This is a genomic window from Pseudomonas sp. MWU349 (assembly GCF_017947325.1).
Classification (GTDB): Bacteria; Pseudomonadota; Gammaproteobacteria; order Pseudomonadales; family Pseudomonadaceae; genus Aquipseudomonas; species Aquipseudomonas protegens.
Window position 1 is genome coordinate 102,806 of sequence record NZ_JAFEVP010000008.1, and the last position, 22,864, is coordinate 125,669.

Consider the following 22,864-nt stretch of genomic DNA (forward strand, 5'->3'; position numbering starts at 1 on the left):
AAGTAATGGCAATCAAGGTTCTACTGGTTGAAGACGACCGCGCCTTGCGCGAGGCCCTGGCGGATACCCTGCTGCTGGCCGGTCATGACTACAAGGCTGTCGGCAGTGCTGAGGAAGCTTTGGAAGCGGTGGCCGCCGAGCCCTTCAGTCTGGTGGTCAGCGACGTCAACATGCCGGGCATGGACGGTCATCAATTGCTTGGCCTGCTGCGTGCTCGCCAGCCACAACTGCCGGTGTTGCTGATGACTGCCCATGGTGCCGTCGAGCGCGCCGTGGAAGCCATGCGCCAGGGGGCGGCCGACTATCTGGTCAAGCCTTTCGAGCCGCGGGCCCTGCTGGATCTGGTGGCGCGCCATGCCTTGGGCAGCCTGGGTGTCTGCGAAGATGAGGGGCCGGTGGCCTTCGAACCGGCCAGCGCCCAGTTGCTGGAGTTGGCGGCGCGGGTGGCCCGCAGTGATTCCACGGTGCTGATTTCCGGTGAGTCCGGCACTGGCAAGGAGGTGCTGGCGCGCTATATCCATCAGCATTCCCATCGGGTCAATCAGCCGTTTATTGCGATCAACTGCGCGGCCATCCCGGACAACATGCTCGAAGCCACTTTGTTCGGGCACGAAAAGGGTTCTTTCACAGGGGCCATCGCTGCCCAGCCCGGCAAGTTCGAGCAGGCCGATGGCGGCACCATCCTGCTGGACGAGATTTCCGAAATGCCTCTGGGCTTGCAGGCCAAACTGCTGCGGGTCTTGCAGGAGCGCGAAGTGGAGCGGGTGGGTGCGCGCAAGCCGATCACCCTGGATATCCGCGTGGTCGCCACCACCAACCGCGATCTGGCGGGAGAGGTGGCGGCTGGCCGTTTCCGCGAGGACTTGTATTACCGTTTATCGGTATTTCCTCTGGCCTGGAAACCGTTGCGCGAGCGTACCGCCGATATCCTGCCGCTGGCCGAGCGCCTGCTGGCCAAGCACGTCAATAAAATGAAGCACGCGGCGGCCAGGCTGTCGGTCAAGGCCCAGGACTGCCTGCTGGCCTACCCATGGCCAGGCAACGTTAGGGAGCTGGACAACGCATTGCAGCGCGCATTGATCCTGCAGCAGGGGGGCTTGATCCAGCCGGAGGATTTCTGTCTTGCCGGTCCTGTGGCTTGTGCTCCGCTGCCGGCGCTGGCGCCCGTGGTGCAGATGGCGGCGCGTGGCACGGCTGCCGAGGTGGAGGTGCCGGCTCAAGAATCCGGCGGCCTGGGCGATGACCTGCGGCGCCGGGAGTTTCAGATGATCATCGATACCCTGCGCTCCGAGCGCGGGCGACGCAAGGAAGCCGCGGAACGCCTGGGTATCAGCCCGCGGACCTTGCGCTACAAGTTGGCGCAGATGCGCGATGCCGGGATGGACGTCGAGGCGTATCTGTTCGCGACCTGATCTGTGAGAGGCAAGCCCGGGATGGGCTTTTGTCGATAAGGGCCATGGAGCTGGCACCCTTGTTGCTAACACCTCACTAACCGCTGAGTGAGCGTCAAAAAATTGCGGGTCGTCAGAGAGAGTAGACCATGAGCCAAGGTGTTGAATTTAATCGGTTGATGCTGGATATGCGTGCCATGCAGATGGACGCAATGTCGCAGCCTAAAACCGCCGCGGTGGCAGAAGTCAGCGGCAGCAGCTTTGCTGACATGCTGGGCCAGGCCGTGAACAAGGTCAATGACACTCAGCAGGCGTCCAATCAGCTGTCCAGTGCCTTTGAAATTGGCAAGAGCGGTGTCGACCTGACGGACGTAATGATTTCCTCGCAAAAGGCCAGCGTGTCTTTTCAAGCCTTGACCCAGGTGCGCAATAAACTGGTTCAAGCGTATCAAGACATCATGCAGATGCCGGTTTAAGGACGAGATTGAGTCATGGCAGAAGCAGTCGCCGATAACGTTCCGGCCAAGGCCGCCCCGATCGACGGTAAACCGCCGCTGTTCGGTTTGTCCTTCCTGGAAAACCTGTCCCAGATGACCATGCTGCGTCAGGTCGGCCTGTTGGTGGGCCTGGCCGCCAGCGTGGCGATTGGTTTTGCCGTGGTGCTGTGGTCCCAGCAACCCGATTACCGGCCGCTGTATGGCAGCCTGGCGGGTATGGACGCCAAGCAGGTCATGGATACCCTGGCCTCTGCCGACATTCCTTACACCGTCGAGCCCAATTCCGGCGCCTTGCTGGTCAAGGCCGATGACCTGTCCCGAGCCCGCCTGAAGCTGGCCGCTGCTGGCGTAGCGCCGGGCGACGGCAACATCGGTTTCGAGATCCTCGATAAAGAGCAGGGCCTGGGTACCAGTCAGTTCATGGAAGCGACCCGTTACCGTCGCGGCCTGGAGGGCGAGCTGGCTCGTACCATCTCCAGCCTGAACAACGTCAAGGGTGCCCGGGTGCACCTGGCGATTCCCAAAAGCTCGGTGTTCGTGCGTGATGAACGCAAGCCCAGTGCCTCGGTCCTGGTGGAACTCTACTCTGGCCGTTCCCTGGAACCTGGCCAGGTCATGGCCATCGTCAACCTGGTGGCGACCAGTGTTCCCGAACTGAACAAGTCCCAGGTCACTGTGGTTGATCAGAAGGGCAACCTGCTGTCCGATCAGGTGGAAAACTCCGCGCTGACCATGGCCGGCAAGCAGTTCGACTACAGCCGCCGCCTGGAAGGCATGCTGACCCAGCGGGTGCACAACATCCTGCAACCGGTGCTGGGTAACGATCGCTACAAGGCTGAAGTCTCGGCGGACGTCGACTTCAGTGCCGTGGAATCCACTTCCGAGCAGTTCAACCCCGACCAGCCGGCCCTGCGCAGCGAACAGTCGGTGAATGAGCAACGCTCCAGCAGCAACGGCCCGCAAGGCGTGCCGGGTGCCCTGAGCAACCAGCCGCCCGCGCCGGCTTCTGCGCCACAAACCACCGGTGGCGCCACTGCCGCCGCCGGCATGGTGCAACCGGGCCAGCCACTGCTGGACGCCAACGGCCAACAGATCATGGACCCGGCCACCGGCCAACCGATGCTCGCGCCTTACCCGTCGGACAAGCGTCAACAATCCACCAAGAACTTCGAGCTCGATCGTTCCATCAGCCATACCAAGCAGCAGCAAGGTCGCTTGAATCGTCTGTCGGTAGCGGTAGTGGTGGATGACCAGGTCAAGGTCAACCCGGCCAATGGCGAAACCAGCCGAGCGCCGTGGAGCGCCGACGAATTGGCGCGCTTCACCCGCCTGGTGCAGGACGCCGTGGGCTTCGATGCCAGCCGTGGCGACAGCGTCAGCGTGATCAACGTGCCGTTCTCCGCCGAACGCGGGGAAGTGATCGCCGATATTCCGTTCTACTCGCAGCCCTGGTTCTGGGACATCGTCAAGCAAGTGCTCGGCGTGCTGTTCATCCTGGTGCTGGTGTTTGGCGTGTTGCGTCCGGTGCTCAACAACATCACTGGCGGCGGCAAGAATAAAGAACTGGCAGGCCTGGGCAGTGACGTCGAACTGGGCGGCATGGGTGGCCTGGACGGTGAGCTGGGCAACGACCGCGTGAGCCTCGGCGGCCCGCAGAGCATTCTGCTGCCGAGCCCGAGCGAGGGTTATGACGCTCAGTTGAACGCAATCAAGAGTCTGGTGGCTGAAGACCCGGGTCGAGTGGCTCAGGTCGTGAAAGAGTGGATTAACGCAGATGAGTGATAACCGAGCCGCTACCGCCAAACTGACCCGGGTCGACAAAGCCGCGATTCTGCTGCTGTCCCTGGGTTCCACCGATGCTGCGCAAGTGTTGCGCCACATGGGCCCCAAAGAGGTCCAGCGTGTGGGCGTGGCCATGGCGCAGATGGGTAACGTGCACCGTGAACAGGTCGAGCAGGTGATGAGCGAGTTCGTCGACATTGTCGGCGATCAGACCAGCCTCGGCGTCGGTTCCGATGACTACGTGCGCAAGATGCTCACCCAGGCCCTGGGCGAAGACAAGGCCAACGGCCTGATCGACCGCATTCTGCTGGGTGGCAATACCAGCGGCCTGGACAGCCTGAAGTGGATGGAGCCGCGGGCCGTTGCCGACGTGATCCGCTACGAGCACCCGCAGATCCAGGCCATCGTGGTGGCCTACCTTGATCCCGACCAGGCCGGTGAAGTGCTCGGCAACTTCGACCACAAGGCGCGCCTGGACATCATCCTGCGGGTTTCCTCGCTCAACACCGTGCAACCCGCGGCGCTCAAGGAGCTCAACCAGATTCTTGAGAAGCAGTTCTCCGGCAACTCCAACGCATCGCGGACCACCCTGGGTGGTATCAAGCGTGCAGCCGACATCATGAACTTCCTCGACAGCTCGATCGAAGGCCAACTGATGGATTCGATCCGCGAAGTGGACGAAGACCTGTCGGGCCAGATCGAAGACCTGATGTTCGTCTTCAACAACCTCGCCGATGTCGACGATCGCGGCATCCAGGCGTTGCTGCGCGAAGTCTCTTCCGACGTGCTGGTGCTGGCCCTCAAGGGCTCGGACGAAGGGGTCAAGGAAAAGATCTTCAAGAACATGTCCAAGCGTGCGGCGGAGCTGCTGCGCGACGACCTGGAAGCCAAGGGCCCGGTTCGCGTCAGCGATGTGGAAACCGCGCAGAAGGAAATCCTCACCATTGCCCGCCGTATGGCCGAAGCCGGAGAAATCGTTCTCGGCGGGAAGGGCGGCGAAGAAATGATCTAAGGTCGCTTTATGTCGTCCAGCAGTGATGAGTCCCAAAGCGAGCTGATTCGCGCCCGGGACGTCGAGGGTTTTGACGTCTGGGCGCTGCCCAGTTTCGATCCCGAGCCGCCCGAGCCTGAACCCGAGCCGGAAGAGGTGCAGGAGGAGATCGAGGAGGTGCCGCTGGAGGAAGTCCAGCCGCTGACCCTTGAAGAGCTCGAGAGTATCCGCCAGGAAGCCTATAACGAAGGGTTCGCCACCGGCGAGAAAGAGGGCTTTCACAGCACCACCCTCAAGGTGCGCCAGGAAGCCGAAGTGGCACTGACCGCCAAGTTGCAGGCTCTCGAGCAACTGATGGCCAACCTGTTCGAGCCCATTGCCGAGCAGGACACCCAGATTGAAAAGACCTTGGTGGAGCTGGTGCGGCACATTACCCGCCAGGTGATCCAGCGCGAGCTGGCGATGGACTCCACGCAGATCGAACATGTCATGCGCGAAGCGCTCAAGCTGCTGCCCCTGGGCGTCGGTAATGTGCGCCTGTACGTCAATCCGCAGGATTTCGAGCAGGTCAAAAGTCTGCGCGAGCGCCATGAGGAAAGCTGGCGCATCGTCGAGGACGAAGCGCTGCTGCCCGGCGGTTGCCGGGTCGAGACCGAACACAGCCGTATCGACGCCAGCATGGAAACCCGGATCGCCCAGGCCATGGACCAGCTGTCCGACCAGTTGCACGAACAATCGCTGCATCCGGCTGCGGCGGACCTTGGCCTGGACCTGGGGCCGTTGACGCCGTCGGCGCCGCAGAGCGACATCGCCGACCCCGTTATTGACCCTGACGCCGCCGCGCACGAGCCAGCGGACCCTAGCCATGCGCCTTGAACGCACCAGCTTCGGCAAGCGCCTGGGGGGCTATGCCGAGGCCATCAGCCTGCCGGGCCAGCCGATCCTTGAGGGCCGCCTGCTGCGCATGGTCGGCCTGACACTGGAAGCCGAAGGCTTGCGCGCGGCCATGGGCACCCGGTGCATGGTGATCAACGATGACAGCTACCACCCGGTCAAGGTCGAAGCCGAGGTCATGGGGTTCTCCGGGAGCAAGGTATTCCTGATGCCGGTGGGCAGCGTGGCCGGGATCGCTCCGGGCGCGCGGGTGGTGCCCCTGGCCGACACCGGCCGTTTGCCCATGGGCATGAGCATGCTCGGGCGTGTGCTGGACGGCGCCGGCAGGGCGCTGGATGGCAAGGGCGCGATGCGTGCCGAAGACTGGGTGCCGATGGATGGCCCCACCATCAACCCCCTCAAGCGCGACCCCATCAGCCAGCCGCTGGATGTGGGTATTCGCAGCATCAACGGTTTATTGACGGTAGGGCGCGGTCAGCGTCTCGGCCTGTTCGCCGGTACCGGCGTGGGCAAGAGTGTGCTGCTGGGCATGATGACCCGCTTCACCGAGGCCGACATCATTGTGGTCGGGCTGATCGGCGAGCGGGGACGTGAGGTCAAGGAGTTCATCGAGCACATCCTGGGTGAAGAAGGCCTCAAGCGTTCGGTGGTGGTGGCCTCGCCAGCGGACGATGCTCCGCTGATGCGTCTGCGAGCTGCGATGTACTGCACGCGGATCGCTGAATATTTTCGCGACAAGGGCAAGAACGTCCTGTTGCTGATGGATTCCCTGACACGTTTTGCCCAGGCCCAGCGGGAAATCGCCCTGGCCATCGGCGAGCCGCCGGCCACCAAGGGCTATCCGCCTTCGGTGTTCGCCAAGCTGCCCAAGCTGGTGGAGCGTGCCGGCAATGCCGAGGCCGGCGGCGGTTCGATCACTGCCTTCTACACGGTATTGTCCGAAGGCGATGACCAGCAGGACCCGATCGCCGACTCGGCGCGGGGCGTGCTCGACGGGCATATCGTGCTGTCCAGGCGCCTGGCGGAAGAGGGGCACTACCCGGCCATCGACATCGAGGCCTCCATCAGTCGGGTCATGCCGGCGGTGATCAGCCCTGACAACATGGCGCGGGCGCAGTACTTCAAACAGCTGTGGTCGCGTTACCAGCAGGCTCGGGACCTGATCAGCGTCGGTGCCTATGTGGCCGGCGGCGACCGGGATACCGATACGGCCATTTCCCTGCATCCGGCCATGGTTGCGTACCTGCGCCAGGGGCTCAACGACAACATCAGCCTGGGCCATAGCCAGACCCACCTGGAAATGCTTTTCGCTCCGGCAGCGGGCGGGTAACCGGCCATGGCCGATAGCCGTGCGGCGCGCTTGGCGCCGGTGGTGGACATGGCGGAGAGTGCCGAGCGTACGGCCGCCCAGCGCCTGGAGTACTTTCACGGCCAGGTGCGCGTGGCCGAGAGCAAGCTGGGGGACCTGGAGCGTTTTCGTGGCGACTACCAGGAACAGTGGGTCGAGCGCGGCAAGTTGGGGGTCAGTGGCCACTGGCTGATGAACTACCAGTATTTTCTCAGCCAGCTGGATACCGCCGTCGGTCAGCAGCGCCAGAGCCTGGCCTGGCACCAGAACAACCTCGATCGCGCCCGAGAGGCCTGGCAGCAGGCCTATGCCCGGGTCGAGGGGCTGCGCAAGCTGGTGCAGCGCTATATCGACGAGGCGCGGGCGCTTGAGGACAAGCGTGAGCAGAAGTTGCTGGATGAACTTTCCCAGCGCTTGCCTCGTCAGAGCCCATACTGATAGTGCTCATTTGCCCCGCGCGGGTTGTCCCCCCGGCGAGTGGGTGCTAAACCTTTTAGACGTCGTCAATGACAAGGAAGCAGTCACATGTCGGTCGTTACAGAAATATCCCCGGACGGGCAAAAACTCACGATCTCCATCAGAGGCCGTTTCGATTTCGGGCGCCACCAGGAGTTTCGCGAATCCTACGAGCGACTCAACCGGACACCGGAGTCCATCGTGGTGGATCTCAAGGAAGCCACCTATCTCGACAGTTCTGCCCTGGGCATGCTGCTGTTGCTGCGTGACCACGCCGGCGGCGACAACGCCGATGTCCGGGTAATCAACAGCAACTCGGATGTGCGCAAGATTCTGGCCATCTCCAACTTCGACAAGCTTTTCGACATCAGTTGACCGGTATGCGGTCGATGCTCGAGCCCCTGTGTGTGCTGATCGCCGAAGATGGCGCAGCGGACCGCATGCTGCTGTCCAGCATCATCCGGCGCCAGGGGCATCAGGTGCTGGCGGCAAGCAACGGCGCCGAGGCGGTGCAGCTGTTCCAGCAACAGCGCCCGCACATCGTGCTGATGGATGCATTGATGCCGGTGATGGACGGTTTCGAGGCTGCCCGGCAGATCAAGGCCCTGGCCGGCGAGACCCTGGTGCCCATCATCTTTCTCACCTCCTTGAGCGGCGGCGAGGCCCTGGCCCGCTGCCTGGAAGCGGGTGGCGACGACTTTCTGGCCAAGCCTTACAACCCGGTGGTGCTGGGGGCCAAGATCAACGCCATGGACCGCCTGCGCCGTCTGCAAGAGACCATACTGCACCAGCGTGACCAGATCACTCGCCACCACGACTACCTGCTCAACGAGCAACGGGTGGCCAAGGCGGTGTTCGACAAGGTCGCCCATGCCGGCTGCCTGGATGCCCCGAATATCCGCTACCTGCAATCGCCCTATGCCCTGTTCAACGGCGACCTGTTGTTGGCGGCCTACACCCCGGCCGGAGACATGCACGTACTGCTGGGGGATTTCACCGGCCACGGGCTGCCTGCGGCGGTAGGCGCCATGCCGCTGGCGGAGGTGTTCTACGGCATGACCGCCAAGGGTTACGGCCTGCCGGAAACCCTGCGGGAGATGAATGCCAAGCTCAAGCGCATCCTGCCTGTGGATATGTTCTGCTGTGCCACCTTTCTGTGCCTGAGTTCCCAGCGGCGGGCGGTGGAGGTGTGGAACGGCGGCATGCCCGAAGGGTATCTGTATCGGCGCGCCAGTGGCGCACGCACGCCGCTGGTGGCTCGCCACTTGCCTCTGGGTGTGCTGAGCGCCGAGGCCTTCGAGGACAGTACCGAAGTGTTTTCCATGGCGCCGGGAGACCGGGTGTTCCTGCTGTCGGATGGGGTGATCGATACCTGTAACACCGAGGAGCAGCTGTTTGGCGTCGAGCGATTGCACCAGGTGTTTGCCGCCAATCGCGAGCAAGAGCAGCTGTTCGATGAGATCCAGCAGGCCCTGGAGCGCTTTGGCGGCGGTGCCCGAGATGATGTGAGCATGGTCGAGGTGAGGTTGCCGGAGTTTCCCCAGTTGGCGCCGCCTCTGGTGTACTCCGACAGTGGCCAGTCCTGCCCGCTGGACTGGTCGGTGAGTTTCGAGTTTCGGGCTGCTACCCTCAAGCGTTTCAACCCCTTGCCCTATCTGCTGCAGCTGTTGCTTGAGGTACATGGCCTACGCTCCCAGAGCGGGGCGCTGTACAGCGTTTTGGCAGAGCTGTACTCCAATGCTCTGGAGCATGGCGTGCTCAAGCTCGATTCGCGGCTCAAGCGCGATGCCGAGGGGTTTACCCGCTATTACCGTGAGCGCTCGACCCGACTTGCGCAATTGCAGGAGGGCTTTGTCCGGGTGCATCTGCAAGTGCAGCCCCTGGAAGCGGGAGGGCGCCTGGTGGTGCGCGTCGAGGACAGTGGCGAGGGCTTCGATGTGGCTGCGGTCCTGGCGCGGCCCAATGATATGGAGCGTCTGTCGGGGCGTGGCGTCAGTCTGATCCGGCAGATGAGCCGGCAGGCCGTGTGGGCGGATGATGGGCGCAGTGTCTGCGTGGAGTTTTCTTGGGAGGCTCTGGCATAATTCCCCGGTTGTTGATCAAGGAGTGAACAAGTGGCTGAGATTCATCTGGACCACGCCGTGCTCAATGCTTTGCAAGAGGTCATGGAGGATGAATATCCCGTCCTTCTGGATACCTTCGTCTGCGATTCCGAGGAGCGTGTGCGGCTGCTGCATAAGTCCGAGGATACGATTTTGCTGGTAGCCACCGCCCACAGCCTCAAGGGCAGCAGCAGCAACATGGGCGCCACTCGCCTGGCCGAACTCTGCCATCAGCTGGAATTGCGGGCCGGGCAGTCGGCCGCAGATGGCATTCGACAATTGGTGGGTGAGATCGACGGCGAGTTCGCTATCGTGCGGCGTTTGTGTGAGCAGGAGCTGCAGCGCTTTCATTGTTGAGAAACAGCTTTTTATCTGCAGATTGATAAAGCTGGCCCGGCCTTTGCAAACAAGTCTTCCAACTGTACCTATGATCCCCGTGCAGCGGAGACTGTCCCATGGCTGTTACCCCTAATTCGCTTCTTCAGGCCACTGCCCAGGCCAGCCCTAAGTCCAAGACTCAAGCGGCACCTGTCAGCCCCCTGGCAAGCATTGCCGAGCCTGGGGACAAGGCTTCCAGCTTCGCGCAGCTCTACGCCAAGGAATCCCAGAATCAGCCGCAGGCCAAGCCTCCAAGCTTTGCCGATAACTCGCCCAAGCCAGTGCGCGACCAGGGGGCTGACAACAGCCCGAAGAAGGAGCTCAGCAAGGACTCTTCTGCCGCGCCGCAGCCAGCCGTTGCCGATAGCGGCAAATCCTTGCCTGCCGACAAACCGGCCAGCAGCGATAGCAAAACAGCCTCCACTGACACAGCCAAGCCGGCTGATACCGCACAAGCCGACACCCCGCCCCCCAGCGACCCCGTACTGGATCCAAGCCTGGTACAGGTCGCGCCGCCACAGCCTGTGGTGCCGGCTGAGGCGGCACCGGCGACTCCGGTGCCGCCTCAGGTCGAGGCGGCTCCCGTCGCCCCTGCGCCGGCCATTGTTGCCGCAGTGGTGGCGCCGCCCGTCGAGCCGGCCAAGCCTGAGTTCGACCCCGAGGCTGATCCTCTGGATGCCTTGCCTGCGGTGCGCCTGGCCATGGAGCAGGGCGGCCATGTGTCGGCGTCCAGCCAGAGCCAGCCGAAGGCCGCGCCAGGCAATGCCGGCAATGAAGGGCAGCTGGCCTCGGTGCAGAACTTCGCCAATGGCATGGCAGGCATGCTTGAGCAGCAGGCGGGCAAGAGCGGCACCGAGCAGGGCGGTGAAAAGGCCTTTAGCGGACTGATCGCCGATGGCTTGAAGGACCTCAAGGGGGCTTCCAGTGATACCCGCGTGGATGATTTCGCCAATCGCCTGGCGGCCTTGACCCAGGCCGCGACGCCCAAGACGGCCAACGCGGTGCCGGTCAACCAGCCGCTGGCCATGCACCAGAATGGCTGGACCGAAGAGGTGGTCAACCGGGTGATGTACCTGTCCAGCACCAACCTCAAGTCGGCAGACATCCAGTTGCAGCCGGCCGAGTTGGGGCGCCTGGACATTCGCGTGCACATGATTCCGGACCAGCAGACCCAGGTCACCTTCATGAGTGCCCATGCTGGCGTTCGCGAAGCCCTGGAAGGGCAGATGCACCGCATGCGCGACATGTTCAACCAGCAGGGCCTGGGGCAGGTGGACGTCAACGTCTCCGATCAGTCCCGTGGCTGGCAGGGCCAGGAGCAGGCGCAGCAGGAGCAGAATCGCCGCAGCGGTTCCAGCACCAGCGGCGGGCGCCTGGACAATGGCGATGATGAGTTGTCACCAGCCGTGGCGGAAGTGCAGGCCCCGGTACAGACCGTGATCGGCAGCAGCGCCGTCGACTACTACGCCTGACCTGTGGCGGGGGTCGCTACCGGCCCCCGCACTGATCCTCGCGGTGTCACTGCAACAGCTTGCACCGCAGGTTTCCCTTCGCAGCGTTGCCCTTCGCTGTTGATCCCTGCCTTTCTGACAAATCTGGCATAACACTTGCTCTTGCCTAGCCGTGCGACTGTGAACCCCCGATTAGTGACGGATTATTGGCATGGCGAAGAGCGAAGCAGCAGAAAAACCCACCGCAGGGAAAAGCAAACTCAAGCTTATCCTCTTGATTGTCCTGGCGTTGTTGCTGGCCATCGGCCTGTCGGTCGGCGCCACCTGGTACTTCATGCACAGTGCTCAGAGCAAGCCGGCCCCGGCTGCGGAGACCGCCAGCAACGTCAAGCCTGCGGCGATCTACGAGCCCATGGCCCCCGCCTTTGTTGCCAACTTCACGCAGAACGGCCGGCAGCGCTACATGCAGGTGAGCATTACCCTGCTGGCGCGCAATCAGGCCGACCTGGATGCGCTGAAAGTGCACATGCCGGTGATCCGCAACAACCTGGTCATGCTCTTCTCCGGGCAGAGTTTCGACGCCCTGGCCACTCCGGTCGGCCAGGAAATGCTCCGCCAGAAGGCCACCGCCAGCGTTCAGGAAGTGGCGCAGAAAGAGGTGGGCAAAGTGGTGGTCGAGCAGTTGCTCTTTACTAACTTCGTACTGCAGTAGGAACACGACATGGCCGTGCAGGACCTGCTGTCCCAGGATGAGATCGATGCGCTGTTGCATGGCGTCGACGACGGTCTGGTACAGACCGAACACGCTGCCGAGCCCGGCAGTGTCAAAAGCTACGACCTGACCAGCCAGGATCGCATCGTCCGCGGACGCATGCCGACCCTGGAAATGATCAACGAGCGTTTCGCCCGCTATACCCGTATCAGCATGTTCAACATGCTGCGCCGTTCGGCTGACGTGGCAGTGGGTGGCGTGCAGGTCATGAAGTTCGGCGAGTATGTGCACTCGCTGTACGTACCCACCAGTCTGAACCTGGTGAAGATCAAGCCGCTGCGCGGTACCGCGCTGTTCATTCTTGACGCCAAGCTGGTATTCAAGCTGGTGGACAACTTCTTCGGCGGCGATGGCCGCCACGCGAAGATCGAAGGGCGTGAATTCACCCCGACCGAACTGCGGGTGGTGCGCATGGTGCTGGAGCAGGCCTTCGTCGATCTCAAGGAGGCATGGCAGGCGATCATGCCGGTCAACTTCGAGTACATAAACTCGGAAGTGAACCCGGCGATGGCCAACATCGTCGGTCCCAGCGAAGCCATTGTGGTGTCGACGTTCCACATCGAACTCGATGGCGGTGGCGGCGACCTGCACGTGACCATGCCGTATTCGATGATCGAGCCGATCCGCGAAATGCTCGACGCCGGCTTCCAGTCCGACCTGGACGACCAGGACGAACGCTGGAGCAAGGCTCTGCGCGAGGACGTGCTGGATGTGGCCGTGCCGCTGAGCGCCACTGTCGCCCGTCGTCAGTTGCGCCTGCGGGACATCCTGCACATGCAGCCTGGCGATGTGATCCCGGTGGAGCTGCCCGAAGACATGATCATGCGCGCCAATGGCGTGCCGTCGTTCAAGGTCAAGCTGGGTTCCCACAAGGGCAACCTGGCGCTGCAAGTGATCGAGCCGATCGAGCGCCGTTGAGCGGCGCTCCAACCTGTTTGCTGTTCAATGAATTTTTGCCCGTCGAGGACCCATGATGGCTGACGAAATTAACTCCCAGGACGACCAGGCGCTGGCCGACGAGTGGGCTGCTGCGCTGGAAGAAACCGGTGATGCCGGTCAAGCGGATATCGATGCCCTGCTGGCGGCGGACGCCGGCGCCGCGTCAAGTTCCGGGCGCTTGCAAATGGAAGAGTTCGGCAGCGTGCCGAAGAGCCATGAACCGGTCACCCTGGACGGCCCTAACCTGGACGTGATTCTGGATATCCCGGTCTCGATCTCCATGGAAGTGGGCAGCACCGATATCAACATTCGCAACCTGCTGCAGCTCAACCAGGGCTCGGTGATCGAGCTCGATCGCCTGGCCGGCGAGCCGCTGGACGTGCTGGTCAACGGCACCCTGATCGCCCATGGCGAGGTGGTTGTGGTCAACGAAAAGTTCGGCATTCGCCTGACTGACGTGATCAGCCCCAGCGAACGCATCAAGAAGCTGCGCTAAGTGAACAAGCTGCTTGGCATTGCATTCGCGCTGCCCCTGAGCGCCCTGGCCGCGGAACCGGCGGCCACCGCTGCGGTGGCTGCGGCCGCGCCCGTGACCGGCAGTGTCAGCGGCCAGTTGACCCAGCTGGTACTGGGCCTGTTGCTGGTGATCGGCGTGATCTTCTTCCTGGCCTGGCTGTTGCGCCGGGTGCAGCAGGCCGGTCCAGCCGGCAAGGGGCAGGTGATCGAACTGATCGGCTCCCGGGCGCTGGGCCCGCGCGATCGCCTGGTGCTGGTGCAGGTTGGCAACGAGCAGATCCTGCTGGGCCTGACCCCGGGCACCATCACCCCGTTGCATGTACTCAAAGAGCCGGTGCAGGTGCCCAGTGCCGAGCAGGCGACGCCCGAGTTCGCCCAGCGCCTGATGGAGCTGTTGGGCAAGGATCAGAAGGATAAGAAGTAATGCCGTTGCGCATCATCTTGACGTTGGCACTGATGCTGGCGGCGCCGCTGGCGTTGGCGGCAGACCCGTTGTCGATCCCGGCGATCACCCTTGGCACCAATGCCAGCGGCCAGCAGGAGTATTCGGTCAGCCTGCAGATCCTGCTGATCATGACGGCGCTGAGCTTCATCCCGGCGTTCGTCATGCTGATGACCAGCTTCACCCGGATCATCATCGTCTTCTCGATCCTGCGTCAGGCCCTGGGCCTGCAGCAGACCCCGTCGAACCAGATCCTCACCGGCATGGCGCTGTTTCTCACCATGTTCATCATGGCGCCGGTGTTCGACCGGGTGAACCAGGACGCCTTGCAGCCTTACCTGGCGGAAAAACTCACCGCCCAGGACGCCGTGGCCAAGGCTCAGGTGCCGATCAAGGACTTCATGCTGGCGCAGACCCGCAGCAGCGACCTGGAGCTGTTCATGCGCCTGTCCAAGCGCACCGACATCGCCAGCCCTGACCAGGCGCCGCTGACCATCCTGGTCCCGGCCTTCGTCACCTCCGAGCTCAAGACGGCGTTCCAGATCGGCTTCATGATCTTCATTCCGTTCCTGATCATCGACCTGGTGGTGGCCAGTGTGCTGATGGCCATGGGCATGATGATGCTCTCGCCCCTGATCATTTCCCTGCCGTTCAAGATCATGCTGTTCGTCCTCGTGGACGGCTGGGCGTTGATCATCGGTACCCTGGCGGGCAGTTTCGGTGGTGTTTAAAACCTTGTTTGCGGGTGATCGACAATGACTCCGGAAGTCGCGGTAGACCTGTTTCGCGAAGCGCTCTGGCTGACCACCATGATGGTGGCGGTGCTGGTGGTGCCCAGCCTGTTGGTGGGCCTGATGGTGGCCATGTTCCAGGCCGCCACCCAGATCAACGAACAGACCCTGAGCTTCCTGCCGCGCCTGCTGGTGATGCTGGTGACCCTGATTGTCGCCGGGCCCTGGCTGGTGCAAACCTTCATGGAATACATCCGTCAGTTGTACGGCAGTATTCCGCAGTTGATCGGCTGAGCCCATGTCCCTGCTGGCGTTGACCGACACCCAGATCAGTACCTGGGTGGCGAGCTTCATGTTGCCTTTGTTCCGGGTCACCTCGCTGCTGATGGTGATGCCGGTCTTCGGGACCACCCTGGTGCCGCGGCGGGTGCGTTTGTACTTTGCCCTGGCAATCACCGTGGTGATAGCGCCGGGGCTGCCGCCCATGCCCGAAGTGCACGCCCTGGATCTCAGTGGCCTGTTGCTGGTCGCCGAACAGATCCTGATCGGCGCGGTACTGGGGTTTTCCCTGCAGTTGTTCTTCCAGGCCTTCGTGGTTGCCGGACAGATCGTGGCGATCCAGATGGGCATGGGTTTCGCTTCCATGGTCGACCCCACCAACGGTGTGTCGGTGGCGGTGATCGGCCAGTTCTTCACCATGCTGGTGACCCTGTTGTTCCTGGCCATGAACGGCCACCTGGTGGTGTTCGAGGTGCTTACCGAGAGCTTTACCACCCTGCCGGTGGGTGGCGGGCTGATGGTCAACCACTACTGGGAGCTGGCGGGCAAGCTCGGTTGGGTGCTGGGGGCGGCGCTGCTGCTGGTATTGCCGGCGATCACCGCGCTGCTGGTGGTGAACATCGCCTTTGGCGTCATGACTCGCGCGGCGCCGCAATTGAACATCTTCTCCATCGGCTTCCCCCTGACCCTGGTGCTGGGCATGGGCATCGTCTGGATCAGCCTGGCTGACATTCTCAATCAGTATCAACCGCTGGCCTCCGAGGCCCTGCAGTTCTTGCGCGAACTGGCGAGGGCACGCTGAGCCATGGCAGAGAGCGAGAGCGGTCAGGACAAGACAGAAGAGCCCACGGAGAAACGTAAAAAGGACTCCCGGGAAAAGGGCGAGATTGCCCGCTCCAAGGAGCTCAATACCCTGGCCATCATGCTGGCGGGGGCGGGTGGCCTGCTGGTCTATGGTGGTGGCCTGGCCCTGGACCTGCTGGAAATCATGCGCCTGAACTTCTCCCTGCCCCGTGAAGTGCTGCTCAGCCCCGGGGCCATGGGCCTGTACCTGCTGCATTCGGGCAAGATCGCCATCCTGGCAGTGCAGCCGGTACTGCTGACCCTGCTGCTGGCGGCGGTCATCGGCCCCATTTCCCTGGGCGGATGGTTGTTCGCCGGCAAGAGCCTGGCGCCCAAGTTCAGTCGGATGAACCCGGCCAACGGCCTCAAGCGGATGTTTTCCCCCACGGCGCTGATCGAGCTGCTCAAGGCCCTGGCCAAGTTTGCCCTGGTGCTGTTCGTAGCGCTCTCGGTGCTCTCGGCAGATATCGACGACCTCTTGCGTATCGCCCATGAGCCCCTGGAGAAGGCGATCATCCACAGCATCCAGGTGGTGGGTTGGAGCACCTTGTGGATGGCCTGCGGGCTGATCCTGATTGCCGCAGTGGATGTGCCGGTGCAGCTGTACCAGGCCCACAAGAAGTTGCTGATGACCAAGCAGGAAGTGCGCGACGAGCACAAGGACCAGGAAGGGCGGCCCGAGGTCAAGCAGCGGATTCGCCAGTTGCAGCGCGAGATGTCCCAGCGGCGGATGATGGCGGCGATCCCGGAGGCCGATGTGGTCATCACCAACCCGACCCACTACGCCGTGGCGCTCAAATACGATGCCGAGAAGGGCGGGGCGCCGGTGCTGCTGGCCAAGGGCAGTGATTTCCTGGCCTTGCAGATTCGCGAGATCGCCGTGGCCCACGAAGTGATGCTGCTGGAGTCGCCGGCCCTGGCGCGTTCGATCTTCTATTCCACCGAGCTTGAGGAAGAGATTCCTGCCGGGCTTTACCTGGCGGTGGCCCAGGTACTGGCCTACGTCTATCAGATCCGCCAGCACCGCGCGGGCAAGGGCAAGCGCCCCGATCCGCTCAAGGACCTGCCGATTCCGCCGGATCTGCAGCGCGATACTTCTGGCAAGCAGGCCCCACCCGGGCCCGTTACGCCGGTATAAGCCTGGCCATAGCGTCTCTAAAAAACACACCTCGTCAGAAAAGTGGCTTATTGCCATTATTTTCCTTGCTTGTGCATGACCGGGCTGGCCGGTGCGGCTGATAGGGCACGCGGCCCTCTGCTTCCGGCTCCGGGGCAAAGTTGGAAGGTTTCTTGCAGTAGCAGCCCCGTGCCGCTTCAGGCGTCAAAAGTTTGCTTTACGGAACGGGGTAAATCGGTGGATCGCTCTCAGTTAATCAACACGGCTCGCAGCAACCTGGCTGACCTCGGTCGAGGCAATCTGGGTGTGCCGGTGCTGCTGTTGGTCATGCTGGCCATGATGATGTTGCCGGTCCCGGCGTTCCTGCTGGACGTGTTCTTCACGTTCAACATCGCTTTGTCGATCGTGGTTCTGCTGGTGTGCGTGTACGCCCTGCGGCCGCTGGACTTTGCCGTATTCCCCACCATTCTGCTGGTGGCCACGTTGCTGCGCCTGGCGCTCAACGTGGCCTCGACCCGGGTGGTGATGCTCCATGGCCAGGAGGGCCACGCCGCTGCCGGTAAGGTGATCCAGGCCTTCGGTGAGGTGGTGATCGGCGGCAACTACGTGGTCGGTATCGTGGTCTTTGCGATCCTCATGATCATCAACTTCGTGGTGGTGACCAAGGGTGCCGGCCGTATTTCCGAGGTGAGCGCGCGCTTCACCCTGGACGCCATGCCCGGCAAGCAGATGGCCATCGATGCTGACTTGAACGCCGGCCTGATCGACCAGAACCAGGCCAAGCTGCGCCGTCTCGAAGTGGCCCAGGAGGCCGAGTTCTACGGTTCCATGGACGGTGCCAGCAAATTCGTGCGCGGTGACGCCATCGCCGGTTTGCTGATTCTGTTCATCAACCTGATCGGCGGCATGGCCGTCGGTATCTTCCAGCACAACATGAGCTTTGGCGATGCGGGCCGGGTATACGCTTTGCTGACCATCGGTGACGGTTTGGTGGCGCAATTGCCGTCACTGTTGCTGTCCACGGCGGCGGCGATCATGGTGACCCGGGCTTCGGGTTCCGAGGAGATGGGCAAGCAGATCAACCGGCAGATGTTCGCCTCGCCCAAGGCGCTGGCGGTGGCAGCCGGCCTGATGGCGGTGATGGGGCTGGTGCCGGGCATGCCGCACTTCTCCTTTCTCAGCCTGGCGGCCGTGGCCGGTGGCGCGGCTTACCTGGTCTGGAAAAAACAGAACCAGGTCAAGGTCAAGGCGCTGGAAGAGGTCCAGCGTCAACAGGACCTGCTGCCTTCCCCGGCCCGTGCCCTGGAAACCAAGGAGTTGGGTTGGGACGACGTGACGCCGATCGACATGATCGGCCTGGAAGTCGGTTACCGCCTGATTCCCCTGGTGGATCGCAACCAGGGCGGGCAATTGCTGGCGCGGATCAAGGGGGTGCGCAAGAAGCTCTCCCAGGACCTGGGCTTTCTCATGCCCACGGTGCATATCCGCGACAACCTGGACCTGGCGCCGAGCGCCTACCGCCTGACCCTGATGGGGGTAATCCTGGCCGAAGCGGAGATCTATCCGGATCGCGAGTTGGCGATCAACCCGGGGCAGGTCTATGGCACGCTCAACGGCATCTCCGCTCGGGATCCGGCCTTTGGTCTGGAAGCGGTGTGGATCGAAATCAGCCAGCGGCCGCAGGCGCAGTCCCTGGGCTACACCGTGGTGGACGCCAGTACCGTGGTCGCCACCCACTTGAACCAGATTCTGTATAAGCACTCCAGCGAACTGATCGGCCACGAAGAGGTCCAGCAGTTGCTGCAAGTGTTGTCCAAGAGTTCGCCGAAACTGGCCGAGGAATTGGTGCCGGGCGTGCTGTCGCTGTCGCAGCTGCTCAAGGTCCTGCAAGCGCTGCTGGCCGAACAGGTGCCGGTACGCGACATCCGCAGCATTGCCGAAGCCATCGCCAACAATGCCGCCAAGAGTCAAGATACTGCCGCTTTGGTTGCCGCGGTACGCGTCGGATTGTCTCGTGCCATCGTCCAAAGCATTGTAGGTACTGAGTCTGAGCTGCCTGTGATCACCTTGGAGCCAAGGTTGGAACAAATTTTGCTCAGCAGTCTGCAGAAGGCAGGACAAGGCCAGGAAGAAGGCGTTCTGCTGGAGCCAAGCATGGCAGAGAAGCTGCAGCGTTCGCTGATCGATGCGGCGCAGCGTCAAGAGATGCAAGGTCAACCGGTGATTCTGTTGGTAGCGGGTCCGGTCCGCGCCATGCTCTCGCGGTTCGGCCGTCTCGCCGTCCCGGGTTTGCATGTGCTGGCGTACCAGGAAATTCCGGACAACAAGCAAGTGACCATCGTTGCGACAGTAGGGCCCAACGGCTGAGGTAGTGGGTTATGCAAGTTAAGCGTTTTTTCGCCGCCGATATGCGTCAGGCCATGAAACTGGTTCGTGATGAGTTGGGCGCTGAAGCCGCCATCATCGGCAACCGGCGGATCGCCGGGGGTGTCGAGCTGACGGCTGCGCTGGATTACAAGTTGTCGGCCTTGTCGCCACGGGTTCCGAACATGGAACTCGAGGACGAGCTGCGCAAGACCCAGTCGCGGATTGTCACCGCCCAGGCCGAACTGAGCCTGCGGGGCGAGGGCGACAGTGCCTCGATCACCAATCGCCAGCTGTTCGCCGGGCTGCCGTTGACCGCGGCCGAACCCCTGATCGAGCCGACCCTGACCGAGCGTCCGCGCCCGGCGCCGGCTCCTGCAGCGCCAGCAGCCGATACGCGGGCGCTGGACTCGATGCGTTTCGAGCTCAACGGCTTGCGTGAGCTGCTGGAAGTGCAGCTCGGCTCCCTGGCCTGGAGCCAGTTGCAGGGCAGCCGTCCGGAACAGGCCAACCTCTGGCGTCGCCTGCAGCGCATCGGTCTGTCGGGCCCGCTGGCCCGCGACCTGCTGGCACTGATTACCGAAATCAACGAACCTCGTCAGGCCTGGCGCATGTTGCTGGCGCACCTGGCGCGGATGATCCAGACCCCGGAAGTCGAGCCTCTGGAAGAGGGCGGCGTGATCGCCATGGTCGGTCCGGCCGGCATGGGCAAGACCACCACCCTGGCCAAGCTGGCGGCGCGCTACGTGCTCAAGTACGGGGCGCAGAACATTGCCCTGGTGAGCATGGACAGCTACCGCATCGGCGCCCAGGAACAGCTCAAGACCCTGGGGCGCATCCTCAATGTCTCGGTGACCCATGTGGACCCGGGCCAGTCCCTGGCCCAGGCGCTGGATCCGCTGCTGCGCAAGCGCGTGGTGCTAATCGATACTGCCGGCCTTCAGGCCAGCGATCCGGCGTTGCGCATGCAACTGGAGAGCCTGGCCGGTCGTGGCATTCGTGCGAAGAACTATCTGGTACTGGCCACCACCAGCCAGAAGCAGGTGCTGACCGCGGCCTACCACAGCTACAAACGCTGCGGCCTGGCCGGTTGCATCCTGACTAAACTGGATGAAACAGCCAGTCTTGGCGAGGTGTTGAGCCTGGCCATCAGTCATGAACTGCCGGTTGCCTATCTTACCGATGGTCCGCGGATTCCTGATGATCTGCACCTGCCTCGCCGGCATCAGCTGGTGAGTCGCGCGGTAAGCGTACAGATGCAGGAAGAACCCAGCGAGGAAGCCATGGCCGACATGTTCGCTGACCTTTACCACAGCCCGTCCAAACGGGTTGGCTGAGGTAATCATGAATAGATTGCAGTGTATCTACATCGATGGTCTGCCATGCATTGTTCCAATGGTGAACGCGCAGCCAGTTATGTGGCCCCGTCTAAGTAAGACAAGGTAAAGAAAGAACATGGGCAGCATGCATCCCGTACAGGTGATTGCGGTGACCGGCGGCAAAGGTGGCGTCGGCAAGACTAATGTGTCAGTGAACTTGTCCCTGGCTCTGGCTGAGCTCGGCCGGCGGGTCTTGCTGCTGGATGCCGACCTGGGACTGGCCAATGTCGATGTCCTGCTGGGCCTGACGCCCAAACGCACCCTGGCCGACGTCATCGAGGGCCGTTGCGAGTTGCGCGATGTGCTGCTCCAGGGCCCTGGAGGCATCCGTATCGTACCGGCCGCCTCGGGCACCCAGAGCATGGTGCACCTGAGCCCCGCGCAGCACGCCGGCCTGATCCAGGCCTTCAGCGATATCGGCGACAATCTCGATGTGCTGGTGATCGACACCGCTGCGGGTATTGGTGACTCGGTAGTCAGCTTTGTCCGCGCGGCCCAGGAAGTGCTGCTGGTGGTGTGTGACGAGCCGACCTCGATCACGGATGCCTACGCGCTGATCAAGCTGCTCAACCGCGACTACGGCATGAACCGTTTCCGGGTCCTGGCCAACATGGCTCAGAGCCCTCAGGAAGGTCGCAACCTGTTTGCAAAATTGACCAAGGTCACGGATCGCTTCCTGGACGTGGCCTTACAATACGTCGGCGCAGTTCCCTACGACGAAAGCGTGCGCAAGGCCGTGCAAAAGCAGCGTGCGGTCTATGAAGCCTTTCCTCGTTCGAAGTGTGCATTGGCGTTCAAGGCCATCGCGCAAAAAGTCGATACCTGGCCGTTGCCGGCGAACCCACGCGGGCACCTGGAGTTTTTTGTCGAGCGGCTAGTGCATCAAACAGCGGGACCGGTGCTATGACTGCCAGTGGCTACAACCTCTACAAGAAGTCGGCGCGTGACAGCCAGTACGAGTTGATCGAGCGCTACGCGCCTCTGGTCAAGCGTATTGCCTATCACCTGCTGGCGCGGTTGCCGGCCAGTGTTCAGGTAGAAGACCTGATTCAGGCCGGGATGATCGGTTTGCTCGAAGTGTCGACCAAATACGATGCGAGCAAGGGGGCGAGTTTCGAAACCTACGCGGGTATCCGTATCCGTGGGGCGATGCTCGACGAGGTTCGTAAAGGCGACTGGGCACCGCGTTCGGTGCACCGTAATACGCGCATGGTCAGTGATGCGATTCGCGCAATTGAAGCTAAAACCGGTCGTGACGCTAAAGATCATGAAGTTGCGGCCGAACTTCAATTGAGTCTCGACGATTATTACGGGATTTTGAACGACACCTTGGGCAGCCGCCTGTTCAGTTTCGACGACCTGTTGCAGGACGGCGAGCATGAAGGGCTGCATGAGGATGGCGCCAGTGCTCATCTCGAGCCGTCACGGGACCTGGAGGATGAACGCTTCCAGGCTGCGTTGGCGGATGCGATTGCCAATTTGCCGGAGCGCGAGCGACTGGTGTTGGCGCTGTACTACGACGAAGAGCTGAACCTCAAGGAAATCGGTGAGGTCCTGGGGGTCAGCGAATCGCGGGTCAGCCAGTTACACAGCCAGTGCGCAGCCCGTTTGCGGGGGCGTTTGGGGGAGTGGCGAGCGCGCTGACAGGCAGTGTGGGGACACTGCGTTCAGGACCGGTGAAGCAAGCGCTGCACCGGTCTTGCAGTATGTGCTCCATGCAGTCGTTGTGTGTTATGCCGGATTGATTGAATGGCGCGTTCAGGTGCTGGATGCGTTTAAGACTGCTTGGAGGTCGAATTGGACAAGAACATGAAAATCCTCATCGTTGACGATTTTTCAACGATGCGGCGGATCATTAAGAACCTGTTGCGTGATCTGGGATTCACCAACACGGTCGAGGCCGACGATGGCACTACCGCCATTCCGGTACTCAACAGCGGGAGCATCGACTTTCTGGTAACGGACTGGAACATGCCGGGCATGACCGGTATCGACCTGCTGCGCCACGTGCGCGCCGATGAAAAGCTCAAGCACCTGCCGGTACTGATGGTGACTGCAGAAGCCAAGCGCGAGCAGATCATCGAAGCCGCCCAGGCCGGCGTGAACGGCTATGTGGTCAAACCATTCACGGCTCAGGCGTTGAAAGAGAAGATCGAAAAGATCTTCGAACGCATCGGTTGAGATGCGTAGCC

24 protein-coding genes are annotated in these 22,864 nt (G+C 62.3%); all 24 read left to right on the forward strand.

Features of this window, described 5'->3' with window-relative positions; all coding sequences use genetic code 11:
- Positions 1-5 precede the first annotated feature (5 nt).
- Positions 6-1,412, forward strand: a complete 1,407-nt coding sequence (locus KCG88_RS27860; protein WP_210713578.1) for a sigma-54 dependent transcriptional regulator — start codon at positions 6-8, stop codon at positions 1,410-1,412.
- Between the two features lie 128 nt (positions 1,413-1,540).
- A complete protein-coding gene (gene fliE / locus KCG88_RS27865) occupies positions 1,541-1,867 on the forward strand; it encodes a flagellar hook-basal body complex protein FliE (protein ID WP_047284537.1) in 327 nt (108 codons plus the stop codon).
- Between the two features lie 15 nt (positions 1,868-1,882).
- Positions 1,883-3,670: a flagellar basal-body MS-ring/collar protein FliF gene (fliF, locus tag KCG88_RS27870; protein WP_047284539.1), complete on the forward strand. Its 1,788-nt coding sequence runs from the start codon at positions 1,883-1,885 to the stop codon at positions 3,668-3,670.
- Positions 3,663-4,682 (forward strand): flagellar motor switch protein FliG, encoded by a 1,020-nt coding sequence (gene fliG, locus KCG88_RS27875; RefSeq protein ID WP_011059975.1) that lies wholly within the window; start codon positions 3,663-3,665, stop codon positions 4,680-4,682. The genes fliF and fliG overlap by 8 nt, the downstream gene beginning before the upstream one ends.
- Before the next feature lie 9 nt (positions 4,683-4,691).
- On the forward strand, positions 4,692-5,537 hold the full coding sequence (fliH, locus tag KCG88_RS27880; RefSeq protein WP_047284541.1) for a flagellar assembly protein FliH: 846 nt from the start codon (positions 4,692-4,694) through the stop codon (positions 5,535-5,537).
- Entirely contained in the window at positions 5,527-6,885 is a 1,359-nt protein-coding gene (gene fliI / locus KCG88_RS27885) for a flagellar protein export ATPase FliI (RefSeq protein WP_047284543.1), read from the forward strand. Before fliH ends, fliI begins: the two co-directional genes overlap by 11 nt.
- A gap of 6 nt (positions 6,886-6,891) precedes the next feature.
- Complete coding sequence (fliJ, locus tag KCG88_RS27890) at positions 6,892-7,341, forward strand: flagellar export protein FliJ (protein WP_011059978.1); 450 nt, start codon at positions 6,892-6,894, stop codon at positions 7,339-7,341.
- Between the two features lie 87 nt (positions 7,342-7,428).
- On the forward strand, positions 7,429-7,734 hold the full coding sequence (locus tag KCG88_RS27895) for an STAS domain-containing protein (protein WP_011059979.1): 306 nt from the start codon (positions 7,429-7,431) through the stop codon (positions 7,732-7,734).
- 5 nt (positions 7,735-7,739) lie between these two features.
- Entirely contained in the window at positions 7,740-9,443 is a 1,704-nt protein-coding gene (locus tag KCG88_RS27900; RefSeq protein WP_047284547.1) for a fused response regulator/phosphatase, read from the forward strand.
- Between the two features lie 30 nt (positions 9,444-9,473).
- Positions 9,474-9,818 carry an Hpt domain-containing protein gene (locus KCG88_RS27905; protein WP_210713579.1) on the forward strand — a complete coding sequence of 115 codons (345 nt, stop codon included), beginning with the start codon at positions 9,474-9,476 and terminating at the stop codon, positions 9,816-9,818.
- 98 nt (positions 9,819-9,916) lie between these two features.
- A complete protein-coding gene (locus KCG88_RS27910; RefSeq protein WP_210713580.1) occupies positions 9,917-11,311 on the forward strand; it encodes a flagellar hook-length control protein FliK in 1,395 nt (464 codons plus the stop codon).
- A gap of 190 nt (positions 11,312-11,501) precedes the next feature.
- Positions 11,502-12,002, forward strand: a complete 501-nt coding sequence (gene fliL, locus KCG88_RS27915) for a flagellar basal body-associated protein FliL (protein ID WP_047336048.1) — start codon at positions 11,502-11,504, stop codon at positions 12,000-12,002.
- 9 nt (positions 12,003-12,011) lie between these two features.
- Positions 12,012-12,980, forward strand: a complete 969-nt coding sequence (gene fliM, locus KCG88_RS27920; protein ID WP_011059984.1) for a flagellar motor switch protein FliM — start codon at positions 12,012-12,014, stop codon at positions 12,978-12,980.
- A 55-nt stretch (positions 12,981-13,035) separates the two neighbouring features.
- A complete protein-coding gene (fliN, locus tag KCG88_RS27925; RefSeq protein WP_042940599.1) occupies positions 13,036-13,497 on the forward strand; it encodes a flagellar motor switch protein FliN in 462 nt (153 codons plus the stop codon).
- Positions 13,498-13,941 (forward strand): flagellar biosynthetic protein FliO, encoded by a 444-nt coding sequence (gene fliO / locus KCG88_RS27930; protein ID WP_011059986.1) that lies wholly within the window; start codon positions 13,498-13,500, stop codon positions 13,939-13,941.
- Entirely contained in the window at positions 13,941-14,690 is a 750-nt protein-coding gene (gene fliP, locus KCG88_RS27935) for a flagellar type III secretion system pore protein FliP (protein ID WP_011059987.1), read from the forward strand. Before fliO ends, fliP begins: the two co-directional genes overlap by 1 nt.
- 24 nt (positions 14,691-14,714) lie before the next feature.
- Positions 14,715-14,984: a flagellar biosynthesis protein FliQ gene (fliQ, locus tag KCG88_RS27940; protein ID WP_011059988.1), complete on the forward strand. Its 270-nt coding sequence runs from the start codon at positions 14,715-14,717 to the stop codon at positions 14,982-14,984.
- Between the two features lie 4 nt (positions 14,985-14,988).
- On the forward strand, positions 14,989-15,771 hold the full coding sequence (gene fliR, locus KCG88_RS27945; protein WP_011059989.1) for a flagellar biosynthetic protein FliR: 783 nt from the start codon (positions 14,989-14,991) through the stop codon (positions 15,769-15,771).
- A gap of 3 nt (positions 15,772-15,774) precedes the next feature.
- Positions 15,775-16,950 carry a flagellar biosynthesis protein FlhB gene (gene flhB, locus KCG88_RS27950; protein ID WP_065363383.1) on the forward strand — a complete coding sequence of 392 codons (1,176 nt, stop codon included), beginning with the start codon at positions 15,775-15,777 and terminating at the stop codon, positions 16,948-16,950.
- 216 nt (positions 16,951-17,166) lie between these two features.
- The gene (flhA, locus tag KCG88_RS27955) at positions 17,167-19,296 is read left to right on the forward strand and encodes a flagellar biosynthesis protein FlhA (RefSeq protein WP_047284559.1); all 2,130 of its coding nucleotides are present in this window, start codon (positions 17,167-17,169) and stop codon (positions 19,294-19,296) included.
- 11 nt (positions 19,297-19,307) lie between these two features.
- Complete coding sequence (gene flhF, locus KCG88_RS27960) at positions 19,308-20,630, forward strand: flagellar biosynthesis protein FlhF (RefSeq protein WP_047284562.1); 1,323 nt, start codon at positions 19,308-19,310, stop codon at positions 20,628-20,630.
- A gap of 118 nt (positions 20,631-20,748) precedes the next feature.
- Positions 20,749-21,579, forward strand: a complete 831-nt coding sequence (gene fleN, locus KCG88_RS27965) for a flagellar synthesis regulator FleN (RefSeq protein ID WP_016963180.1) — start codon at positions 20,749-20,751, stop codon at positions 21,577-21,579.
- Entirely contained in the window at positions 21,576-22,316 is a 741-nt protein-coding gene (fliA, locus tag KCG88_RS27970; protein ID WP_011060003.1) for an RNA polymerase sigma factor FliA, read from the forward strand. The genes fleN and fliA overlap by 4 nt, the downstream gene beginning before the upstream one ends.
- Positions 22,317-22,481: 165 nt before the next feature.
- Positions 22,482-22,853 (forward strand): chemotaxis response regulator CheY, encoded by a 372-nt coding sequence (locus KCG88_RS27975; RefSeq protein ID WP_003183998.1) that lies wholly within the window; start codon positions 22,482-22,484, stop codon positions 22,851-22,853.
- Positions 22,854-22,864: the final 11 nt, after the last annotated feature.